Genomic DNA, 10,697 nt, shown 5'->3' with positions numbered 1-10,697 from the left:
TCTCTCAGATCTTCAAATACAGCACCTATACGCGTATGGAAATCCATCACGTTCTCGGCATTTTCAGGTGTGTTGGCAACAGGATCGCGGTAAAAGGCGTCAAATTCTACCAATCTCTCCTCGCGTAGCTGTGCCTTTGTCTTGCCTTCCCAGGTTCCAAATCCGATCTCTTTTAGGTTGTCATTGATCGTCACGGGCAGTTTCCGGCTCTCGCCCAGTTGCTTTGCGAAGTCGGCACACCTGAGAAGTGGCGAGGAGATGATGCGTGACCAGTCGGAATGTTCACCGACACTTTCCCACATCTGTTGCCAGCCCTTTTCCGAGAGAGGATCGTCGATTCCGTGGCCGCGGTAACGACTGCCACCGACAGGCTCGCCGTGGAGGATCAAGTCTATGATTGTCTCTTTCATACTGTTTTATGCGGCAAATTGGTAGAGAGCGAGGATTTCTTCTTTCCAGATACTAGGGTCGATGGTTTCAAGTACCAGCGGAATGTCATCGAAACGTGCATCCTGCATGATGTATTCGAAAGCAGTCCATCCGATCTTGCCGGCACCAAGTGACTGGTGGCGATCGACACGGGCGCCAAGGTCCGGTTTGGAGTCGTTGAGGTGCATGCCAAGCAGGTAGTCAAAACCGACGCTCTCTTCAAATTGCGAGAAGGTCTCATTACAGGCTTCGGTAGTACGCAGGTCGTAACCGGCGGTAAAGATGTGGCAGGTGTCGATACAGACACCGACACGGCTCTTGTCATCGACCTGATCAATGATCGTGGCGAGATGTTCAAAGCTGTAACCCAGGTTGGTCCCCTGGCCGGCTGTTGTCTCAATGACGGCTGTAACACCGGATGTTGCTTCGAGTGCGAGATTGATTGACTCTGCGACACGAGCGAGGCTCTCTTCCTCGCTGATTTTTTTCAGGTGACTGCCGGGATGGAAATTGAGTAGTGGCAGTTCCAGCTGCATGCAACGCTCCATCTCATCGACGAAGGCATCGCGGGATTTTTGCAGTGCATCCCTGTCGGGGTGGCCGAGATTGATCAGGTAGCTGTCATGCGGAAGCACGTGTTCTGGCTTGATATCCGCCAGCTTCAGGTTCTTTTTGAAAGCATCGATACTCTCCTGTGTCAGCGGCTTGGCTTTCCACTGGCGCTGGTTTTTAGTAAACAGTGCAAAGGCTTTTGCACCGATCTCCATGGCATTCAGCGGGGCGTTTTCGACACCGCCCTGGGCACTGACATGTGCACCGACATATTTCATCGTTATTCACAGGCTGTATTGATCAAATCAGCGGTTAGAATAGCAGACTCGAACACGTAAAACCCGGCCATTGAAAGCAGAAATTCACACATCAATCGACGAGATAGAGCCGCAGCAGTGGAACCGTCTGGTAGACGATAACAACCCTCTGATCCGGCACGAGTTTCTCGCTGCTATGGAACATCACGACTGTGTTGGTGAGCGTTTCGGCTGGTTGCCGCGTCACATCGCACTCTATGATGCGGGTGAACTGGTTGCCGCCATGCCCTTGTATGAGAAACATAACTCCTACGGCGAGTTCGTCTTTGATCACCAGTGGGAAAGCGCCTGGGAGAGTAGCGGGCGCCACTACTTTCCGAAATTGGTCTCTGCAGTACCCTATACGCCTGCAAGCGGGCAGCGCATGCTGTTTGCTCCGGGTGATCAAGTCACTCAGAAAATGCTGGCTGACACCGCAGTGGCTCTTGCCGGCAGCATCAATGCAAGTGGTGTGCACTTACTCTTCCCGACAGAAATCCAGCAGCAACAGCTGGACTCCCTTGGCTGGTTGAGCCGACGTGATGTGCAGTTCCACTGGCACAATCATGCATACACCGATTTCGATGATTTTCTGAGCAGGCTCACGGCACGCAAGCGCAAGATGATCCGCAAGGAGCGCGAGGTGGTAGCCAGGTCAGGTGTCACCCTGCGACAACTCGACGGCCACTCTGCCAGCCATGCTGACTGGCAGGCTTTTACGCGTTTTTATGAAAAAACCTTTGATGAGAAGTGGGGGCTTGCAACTTTTAATCTCGATTTCTTTGAGGAAGTTGCACGAGAGTTGCCTGACAATATTATCCTAGTGCTTGCCGATCTCGATGGTGAATGTATCGCAGGCTCCCTGATGTATTGCAGTGATACGACTCTTTATGGGCGCCACTGGGGATGCAGCGAACAGATCGACATGCTCCATTTCGAGGCTTGCTATTACCAGGGCATCGAGTTTTGTATTCGCCGTGGCCTCGCCAGTTTTGAACCGGGAGCGCAGGGTGAGCACAAGATTCCACGAGGGTTCTTACCCGTTGCGACGACATCTGCGCACTGGATTAATGATGATGAGTTCAGGGAACCCGTCAGGCAATGGACACTACATGAACAGGCGGCAGTCGCCGCTTACGAGGATGAGTTGCGCCTGCGCTCACCCTACCGGGAGGAGTGCAGTTGATGATGAATAAACCATGGTCGGAATCATGCGATCAGAATCGTGAGCCGATACTCGAGGTGATTCGTCCGCTGTTGAGTGAATCCGGCAGCATTCTCGAGATAGGCAGCGGAACAGGGCAGCATGCTGTCTTTTTTGCAAAACATCTGCCACATCTGCAATGGCATGCCAGTGACCAGTCTGACTATCATGCAGGTATCTCGATGTGGATCGAGGAGGCGGGCCTGCCGAATGTGCATGGGCCGTATCAACTTGATGTGATGCAGGAGAGTTGGCCGCGCCTTGATTTGGACGCAGTTTTCTCTGCGAACAGTGCGCATATCATGGATGAGACGATGGTCGAGGCGATGTTTGTCGGAGTCGGTGCAATCCTTCCTTTTGGCGGGGTGTTTGCGCTCTATGGTCCTTTCAATTACGCCGGCAGTTATACGAGTGAAAGCAACGCGCGTTTCGATGAATGGCTCAAGTCACGCGATCCAAACAGCGGTATCAAGTCATTTGAATGGCTTAATGTTCTCGCCGGAGATGCTGGCATGAAGCTGTGTGATGACGTTGCCATGCCGGCCAATAACCGTATTCTCGTCTGGGTGAAGGGTGCTGAATAATGCTATGATTCCGACCTACATGGCATTGATGAGCCGCTGCTGCATGGCTCTCATCACCCCGATGGATAAAGCATGTACGAGTCCTATTTCGGATTAAGCGAAAAACCCTTTACGATCGCTCCTGATCCCCGTTATGTCTTTCTTAGCGTGGTTCATGAGGAGGCCTTGCACACCTGTTGTACGGTGTACAGGAGGGTGGTGGCTTCGTGCAACTGACCGGAGAAGTCGGCACGGGTAAAACAACCTTGGTGCGGACGCTGCTTGAGCAGTTGCCGGAGAATGTCGATCTTGCCCTGGTTTTTAATCCGAAACTCTCTCCGCTTGAATTTGTTGCCAGCGTCTGTGACGAGTTCGGTATCGAGTATGACGCCGACAAGGCGACCCTGAAGACACTGGTTGATGCGCTTAATGCACACTTGTTTGAAAGCTTCTCGGGTGGGCGCCGTGCGGTACTGATCATCGATGAAGCCCAGGGCCTGTCAGTCGATGTGCTGGAACAGGTACGCCTGCTGACAAATCTCGAGACCAACCGCGAAAAGCTGCTGCAGATCATTCTTGTCGGTCAGCCTGAACTGCGCAACAAGCTCGGCCGCAAGGACTTGCGACAGCTGGCACAACGCATCACGGCACGTTATCACCTTGAACCGCTTCTGCCCGACGAGGTGCGTTCCTATGTTGCACACCGCGTGGGTATCGCGGGTAGTAACAGAAATCTCTACACCGCTGCAGCGATGAAATCACTCTACAAGGCGAGCGGAGGCGTTCCCCGCCTGATTAACGAGATAGCCGACCGCGCGCTGCTGGCTGCGTATGCGCAGGAGGCATCGGTGGTCGATCATGCCATGGTGCGCGAGGCAGCGCGGCAGGTGCTGGGTGAAACTGACGAGAGGCAGGCAATGCTAATGCAATGGGGTGCAATCGCTGCCGTGCTGTTGCTGTTGGTCGCATTAACCGGCTACCTGCTGTCGTGGCATGATGAACAGCCCCCCGTCATCAATGAGTCACCTGAAACCGTTCAACAGGCTCTGCCGCCTGAGCAGGAGACCATACCGCCTGCACAGGAATCTACACCGCCTTCCCCTCCGGCAGCACCAGCGATTCTGATTGAGAACGGGATTTCGCGTCCGTTCGATGAGAATAGCCCGGCAGTAATCGAACCTGCGGCAGTCGCTGTAGAGGAGGCGCCGCAGGATGTAGTCGAACCACCGCTAAGCACCATGTCGCACGAGATGGATCAGGATGTGCCTGCAGCAGTTCCTGATGTGGCTGAAAAGCAGCAGTCATCAGCTGAATTAACCGATGATCTAAAACAGGAAACAAGTGACGAGCCAACCATCACCGCAGAGCCGGATACGGCTGCGGCTGTGCAACCTGTTGAATTGGAACAGGCTGGTGTGGAAGAGATCACCTTCGATAAGTGGCTTGATAAGAATATCGCCAGCATGGATGAAGCACAGGCAATGCGGGAGCTTGCATTCAGCTGGGGTCTGCCTGCCGCGACCGACAGTAATGCACTCTGTAACGGGAAGAAGATAAAAGGGATCCGTTGTGTTGCTTCGACAGGTAACTGGACACGTATCGCACAACTTACCGGCCTGTGATTCTAACTCTTAATCGTGGCCTTGTTGGTGATCTGCACGTCACTATTGTCGGCATGGACGATGAGTCGATCGCATTGCGTTTCGATGGTGAGGTGCAACGTTTTTTCAAGAGTGAGATCGAACCATATTGGCTTGGTGAATTCCGCTATATCTGGCGACTGCCAGAACTGGTACGCGATGCAATGATTGCACCGGGTAACCGCGGGGCAGACGTACTGTGGCTGCGCAGGCAGCTCTCTGCCATTGCCGGTTATGAGATGGGAGCAGATATTGATCTTGCCGATTTTGATCAGCCACTCGTGCAGCTGGTGATGCTCTTCCAGGAGTCGAATCACCTGGACGCGGATGGTTACGTGGGCGAGCAGACCCTGCAGCATATTATGAGCCAGTCTCCGCTGGCTGGCGGCCCCCGTCTCGGGAGAGTTGACTGATGTCGCTGATCCTTGAAGCCTTGAAAAAGTCGGAACGTGAGCGTCTCGGTAACGCAGCAAGTGTGCCCCTGGTCACGCGTCCACGCCATACACTAGGGTCACGCAATGTGCGCAGACGGCGTCAAAGCCGCCTGGTAATCGTGATGATCGTTCTTCTGGTTGCCTGGTTACTGACACAAAGGCAGGATAGCACGAGTCCGCTGGATCAGGGCAGGGAGACTGGCAGGGTGCAGCTACCGCAGGCAAGAGTTGTGGAGCCACCTCCTGTTTCAACTCCTAAAACAGTCCCGCCCCCACATGTGCAGATGCAGCCACGGGTTGAGCAACCACAAGAGCGCGTGGAAATTCCATCACGGGATGTGCCTGCTGAAGCGGCTGTCGACAAATCTCAGCTACCGGTGCAAACAACTGAGCCAGCATCTGAACCAGTATTTGAACCTGTAGCTGAACCAGTAGTGGATGAGATTGAAATCCCCGAGCCATCTGTGCAATTAGAGCCAGCGCCGCAAGAGGTAGAGGTGACGCCTGCAAAGAGCCAGATGCGAACATTCCGGCAACTGCCTTCTTCACTACGCAACAGCCTCAAACCCATGCATCTCGATGTGCATGTCTATGACCGTCGTGAAAGCAGGCGCTTCGTCTATATCAATGGCAGGCTCTATAGTGAAGGTGCAAGACTGAAAAATGGTGCTGATGTGATCGAGATTGTCCCGGCCGGTGTTGTCATGCGTATCAACGGGGAGCAGTTTCTGCTCACGGTCAATGACTGAAGAAGCGGACAACAGCAGGCGTTTTGGTGGTATTGTGCGTCTCTACGGTGAGACGGCATATCGGCGTTTCCTGTCTGCGCACGTGTGTGTCATCGGTGTCGGCGGGGTCGGTTCATGGGTGGTCGAGTCGCTCGCGAGAAGCGCAATCGGACGACTCACCCTGATCGATATGGATCATGTCTCCGAGTCAAATATCAATCGCCAGCTTCCGGCGCTTACCAGTACGCTCGGCGCAGCAAAAGTTCAGGTTCTGAAACAGCGTGTTGATGAGATCAATCCGCACTGCCAGGTCGATACAGTCGAGGAGTTTGTCACTGTTGCCAATCCGGGCGAACTGATCCCGGTGGATGCCGATGTTGTGGTCGACTGTATCGATTCTTTTCGTGACAAGGCGGCTTTGATCGCATGGTGCAGGCGCAACAAGCAACTTGTGATCACTGTTGGTGGTGCCGGGGGCAAGAGTGATGCGAGCCTGCTGCGGATCGCTGATCTGAGCCGTACCGAGAAAGATGCGCTTCTCTCCCGCGTACGCAAGCAGCTGCGACAGGACTACAATTTCCCACGTAATCCGAAGCGCCGTTTCTCGGTGCCTGCCATCTATTCAACCGAGGAGTCCCGTATTGCGGATATCGAGGCGACGAGCTGTTCACCGCAACAGCCGGTTTGCTTGCCGTCGGCGAGGTGCTAAGGCGACTCTCTTTGCCGAATTAACCTGAATGTCGCACCATTCTGTCTAGCGCTGTACGCCTTGCGTTTCCCGCCATGGCTGCGCCTTATCGTTCAAGCCACGGCGCAAAAGGAACTCGCGATCTTTCGATCGCTCAGACAGCCTTACGCTTCTTCCGTGGCCTGAACGGGCTCCACCAACGGCGGGAAACGCAAGGCGTACAGCGCCTGGTACCAGTGTAAACTTCATCCCTTTCCGTGCTGGCGAACATATTCGTAGAGAACGATTGAGGCGGCGATGCTGACATTGAGGCTCTCGACCTGGCCAAATTGCGGGATTGAAATAAAGTGGATATCCGGATGTTGAGCGGGCTCGAAGCTGTGGCCAAACTCCTCGTGACCGAGGATAAAGGCGGACTTTTTCGGCAGTTCGGATTTTGTCAGGGATGTGTCTGCATCGGCACAGAGTGCGAACAGGCTGTAACCGGCTTTCTGTAGTGATTCCAGGCTTTCAGACATCTGCTCGTAAAAACGCGCAGGGACCTTCTTGAAAGCCCCTTTTCCGGGAGCAGGATCAAATGGTGGAACATTAACCAGGTGAATTTCCGCTGCTCCAAATGCCTCTGCACTGCGGAAAATCTTGGGTACGTTGAAACCACCCTTGAGATGGTCGAGTACCAGGATGATGTCATGACAACCCGGGGCAGCCATCACGTTACGGCGTTTTTGCTTTTCATAACGTAGCATCGCCTGGTGGCGTTTCTCACGGCGTTTCGCAGGTGAAAGTCGGGGGCGCTGGTTGTCCATTATTCTTCGGTCGGCTCACTATTATGCTGATAGAATACAGCGTTATCCCGTAAAAAATAACTGCTGCCTGTGCCATATAGCGATTTCTCACTACTGGAGACAATTGATACGCCGTCCGACCTGCGTAGGCTGGACGACGCGCAGCTTCTCCAGGTGGCTGACGAGTTACGCCGTTTTCTGATCAAGAGTGTTTCGGAGACGGGAGGGCATCTTGCTGCAGGCCTTGGTGTGGTTGAACTGACTGTCGCCCTGCACACAATCTACAATACGCCTGATGACCGCCTGGTTTGGGATGTTGGCCACCAGGCCTATCCACACAAGATTTTGACCGGACGCAGAGAGCAGATGGGTAGCCTGCGCCAGAAGGACGGCATCGCCGGCTTTCCAGTCCGTACAGAATCACCTTTCGATACTTTCGGCACCGGGCACTCCTCGACTTCTATCAGTGCAGCAATCGGCATGGCGCTGGCTGCGCGGCAGCAGGGTATCGAGCGTGAAGTAATTGCTGTTATCGGTGATGGTGCGCTATCAGGCGGAATGTCCTTTGAGGCCATGAATCACGGTGGTTCGATCGATGACCTGAACCTGACGGTGATACTCAATGATAATGATATGTCGATATCGCGACCGGTTGGTGCGGTCAGCAGGTATTTGACACGCGTACTCTCGAGTCGATTCTATAACGAGGTCAGGGACAAGGGACGCTCGGTTTTCAAGCGCCTCAATATCGGTGAATTTGCTGATCGTTGGGAAGAGCACATGAAAGGCATGATGTTGCCTGGAACCCTGTGGGAGGAGTTGGGTTTTACCTACCTGGGGCCTGTCGACGGACACGATCTGCCAATGGTGCTCTCAACCCTGCGCAACATGAAAAAGATGCGCGGTCCCCGGTTTCTACACCTTGTGACACAGAAGGGCAAGGGCTACGAACCGGCCGAGCACGAGCCGATCACCTACCATGGTGTCACCCCGTTTAATCCCAGCACGGGGAAAATGGAGAAGGGTGCGGGATCGCGATCCTATACCGCAGTTTTCGGCGACTGGGTGTGTGACTCAGCCGAGCAGGATCAGCGTCTCAATGTCATTACACCGGCGATGTGCGAAGGTTCCGGCCTGGTGACTTTTTCCGAACGTTTTCCCGAGCGTTATCATGATGTCGGCATTGCCGAGCAGCATGCACTGACGCTCGCGGCAGGTATGGCATGTGAAGATGTAAAACCTGTTGTTGCTATTTATTCGACATTTCTGCAGCGCGCCTATGATCAGTTGATCCATGATGTGGCCCTGCAGAATCTGGATGTGACATTTGCCGTAGATCGTGCCGGAGAAGTTGGCGCGGATGGCGCAACCCATGCGGGCAGTTTTGATCTTAGCTACGTGCGTGCAATACCGAATATGGTTGTTATGGCACCTGCCGATGCGCGCGAGGCACGCATGATGTTGCAGACTGCCTATGAGTTCGAAGGACCGGCAATGGTGCGTTATCCACGTGGTGGCGGACCGGATGTCACTGAGCTGGATGGCCTCGAGACACTTGAAATCGGGAAATCGGAAGTGCGCCGCAAGGGTTCACATATCGCGTTGCTTGCCTTCGGTACCATGGTTGCGAGCGCAGAGCGTATTGCCGAGAAACTCGATGCAACTGTTGTAAATATGCGCTTCGTCAAGCCCGTTGATGAGGATGCCGTGCGTGAGATTGCTGCTTCACATGAGTTGCTGGTGACACTCGAAGAGAATGTCATCCAGGGTGGTGCCGGCTCGGCTGTTTCAGAATACCTGAACCGGCAGGGAATCCAGACCGACCTTCTGCAGCTGGGTCTGCCCGACAGTTATATCGAGCAGGCGACCCAGGTGCAGCAACTGCAGGAGGCGGGTCTCGACGACGACTCCATGCTGCAGGCGATTCACGAAAGAATCTCTGCAGCACATGCCGGACTGGTCAGCGCAATCAGCTGATTAATCCGACCGGTAGCGATAACCTGACCAGGTTCTCTCTTCCTCTTCGGTATGCTCCTTGCTTCTCTTTCCCCGCTTGTCAGTGCTGGTATCGCCCTTTTGGTCATTGTGATGCTTTCCTGAACGACCTGAGCGCTCTTCAACAGTATCTTCTCCCTTGCTTCGCTTTTTGCTGCGAGTAACTTCTTGCTGATCACCGCTCCACTTGTTTTCCCTTGTCTTGTCTGGCGCAGGCGGCGGTGCACTTCGCGGGCGCCTGTTATCTGCATCTCTCGAACGACTCCTGTCGCCATCGTGAGAGTCGCGTTTTTCCTGCTGCTACTTTCATGATCCTTGCGGATGTTGTCACGTTCGTGACGGTCGCTGGTTGCATCACCCCTGTGATGGTCATCGCGACGGTACTTCCGCTTGTGTTTGTCGTAATCATGGTAGGGCTTGCCGCCCTGATGGACAATATGTCTGCGATGCTTGTGATGCAGGTGGTAAAGGCGCGGCAGAGAGTGTCTGCGAATCCAGTGTCCATTATGGATATAGAAGTAGTCACCGCTGTAGATATGGAAATAGACACCTATTCCGGGGTAGAAATAGTAGTCGTTATAACCGTAGGTGTAGCCCGGATAGACGGTGCCGTAGCCATACGAGTCATCCTCGTAATAGGTTCCGACGACACAGGCTGACAGCAGTAGTGGCGTCAGCAGGATAAATATTAGTTTGCTTTTCATCTCAAGTTCCTCCCTGTTACAATCATAATATAGCTGAATCAGGCTGAACAGCTTTTCTGTTATTTTCCGGGTAATTTCCTGAGGCATTCGAGATAGGCCATCTCATCAGGCAGAACACCCTTTGCCTGCGCTTCCCAAAGGCTTTTTTCGAGGCACTCCATCATGCGGTGCTCAGCATGGTGTTTGTCGGGCGCTTTTTTCTGCAGGCGCTGATAAATATCCCGGATACCAGCCGGCCTGTCAGTCTGCAGCTGTTCATGCAGGGAGATATGCATGCCGAGGTGAAAGAAGGGATTTGGACCGCCGTCGGCACCAAATTCACTCTCAACCAGTTTCTCATCCTCCTGTTCAAACAGGGAGTGATACTCCGGATGCATGGCGATGATGTCACCGATCATCTGTTGCAGCGGTGTCAGCTGAGCCCCGGGCATCCTGTAGAGCTTCCAGGCCGAGATGAACTGCTGCCTGATGGCATTGCGATCGTTCCCAAACATCCTATGTGCGCTTACCTGGGCTGCGGGTAGCCATATGCTGGTGGATAGTATTCCACCGGAGGATAGTAATATGCAGGGGGTGGTGTCTGTGGATAGTAGTCATATTCCGGTATCTGGTACCAGTAGTTGTAGTCGTAGTAATAAGTATGCCCACCAGCATCGCCATCGTAATCTGCGTCCGCGTC

The 10,697-nt window shown here is 53.8% G+C and carries 12 protein-coding genes; 7 read left to right on the top strand and 5 right to left on the bottom strand.

What is annotated here, in order from left to right; translation table 11 throughout:
- The coding region (locus BOW51_RS06100) for a histidine phosphatase family protein (protein ID WP_078476925.1) at positions 1 to 410 on the bottom strand (410 nt) is incomplete at its 3' end.
- Positions 411 to 416: 6 nt separating this feature from the next.
- A complete protein-coding gene (gene nfo, locus BOW51_RS06095) occupies positions 417 to 1,259 on the bottom strand; it encodes a deoxyribonuclease IV (RefSeq protein WP_078476924.1) in 843 nt (280 codons plus the stop codon).
- Between the two features lie 70 nt (positions 1,260 to 1,329).
- Here nfo and BOW51_RS06090 point away from each other — a divergent pair, with 70 nt between their 5' ends.
- The 6 genes from BOW51_RS06090 to BOW51_RS06065 all read left to right on the top strand — a co-directional run bounded on the left by BOW51_RS06090 (position 1,330) and on the right by BOW51_RS06065 (position 6,555).
- Positions 1,330 to 2,463, top strand: coding sequence for a GNAT family N-acetyltransferase (locus BOW51_RS06090; protein WP_078476923.1), 1,134 nt, complete (start codon positions 1,330 to 1,332; stop codon positions 2,461 to 2,463).
- Positions 2,463 to 3,065 (top strand): DUF938 domain-containing protein, encoded by a 603-nt coding sequence (locus tag BOW51_RS06085; protein ID WP_078476922.1) that lies wholly within the window; start codon positions 2,463 to 2,465, stop codon positions 3,063 to 3,065. The genes BOW51_RS06090 and BOW51_RS06085 overlap by 1 nt, the downstream gene beginning before the upstream one ends.
- A gap of 176 nt (positions 3,066 to 3,241) precedes the next feature.
- Positions 3,242 to 4,666, top strand: coding sequence for an ExeA family protein (locus tag BOW51_RS06080; protein WP_245828540.1), 1,425 nt, complete (start codon positions 3,242 to 3,244; stop codon positions 4,664 to 4,666).
- Positions 4,663 to 5,097 carry a peptidoglycan-binding protein gene (locus BOW51_RS06075; RefSeq protein WP_078476921.1) on the top strand — a complete coding sequence of 145 codons (435 nt, stop codon included), beginning with the start codon at positions 4,663 to 4,665 and terminating at the stop codon, positions 5,095 to 5,097. Before BOW51_RS06080 ends, BOW51_RS06075 begins: the two co-directional genes overlap by 4 nt.
- A complete protein-coding gene (locus BOW51_RS06070; protein WP_078476920.1) occupies positions 5,097 to 5,867 on the top strand; it encodes a general secretion pathway protein GspB in 771 nt (256 codons plus the stop codon). Before BOW51_RS06075 ends, BOW51_RS06070 begins: the two co-directional genes overlap by 1 nt.
- A complete protein-coding gene (locus tag BOW51_RS06065) occupies positions 5,860 to 6,555 on the top strand; it encodes a tRNA threonylcarbamoyladenosine dehydratase (protein ID WP_174564732.1) in 696 nt (231 codons plus the stop codon). The genes BOW51_RS06070 and BOW51_RS06065 overlap by 8 nt, the downstream gene beginning before the upstream one ends.
- Positions 6,556 to 6,779: 224 nt before the next feature.
- Here BOW51_RS06065 and BOW51_RS06060 read toward each other — a convergent pair whose 3' ends face one another.
- Complete coding sequence (locus BOW51_RS06060; protein ID WP_078476919.1) at positions 6,780 to 7,340, bottom strand: TrmH family RNA methyltransferase; 561 nt, start codon at positions 7,338 to 7,340, stop codon at positions 6,780 to 6,782.
- 69 nt (positions 7,341 to 7,409) lie between these two features.
- Here BOW51_RS06060 and dxs point away from each other — a divergent pair, with 69 nt between their 5' ends.
- Positions 7,410 to 9,296 (top strand): 1-deoxy-D-xylulose-5-phosphate synthase, encoded by a 1,887-nt coding sequence (dxs, locus tag BOW51_RS06055; protein ID WP_078476918.1) that lies wholly within the window; start codon positions 7,410 to 7,412, stop codon positions 9,294 to 9,296.
- On the opposite strand, the gene BOW51_RS06050 is transcribed toward dxs, so the two are convergent.
- Both BOW51_RS06050 and BOW51_RS06045 read right to left on the bottom strand, forming a co-directional pair.
- The gene (locus BOW51_RS06050) at positions 9,245 to 10,018 is read right to left on the bottom strand and encodes a hypothetical protein (protein WP_135568093.1); all 774 of its coding nucleotides are present in this window, start codon (positions 10,016 to 10,018) and stop codon (positions 9,245 to 9,247) included. The genes dxs and BOW51_RS06050 overlap by 52 nt on opposite strands.
- A gap of 59 nt (positions 10,019 to 10,077) precedes the next feature.
- The gene (locus BOW51_RS06045) at positions 10,078 to 10,512 is read right to left on the bottom strand and encodes a DUF1841 family protein (RefSeq protein ID WP_078476916.1); all 435 of its coding nucleotides are present in this window, start codon (positions 10,510 to 10,512) and stop codon (positions 10,078 to 10,080) included.
- Between the last annotated feature and the right edge of the window lie 185 nt (positions 10,513 to 10,697).

Origin of the sequence: Solemya elarraichensis gill symbiont (assembly GCF_002021095.1) — a bacterium.
GTDB lineage: Bacteria > Pseudomonadota > Gammaproteobacteria > Chromatiales > Chromatiaceae.
This window is presented reverse-complemented; position numbering and strand designations above follow the sequence as displayed.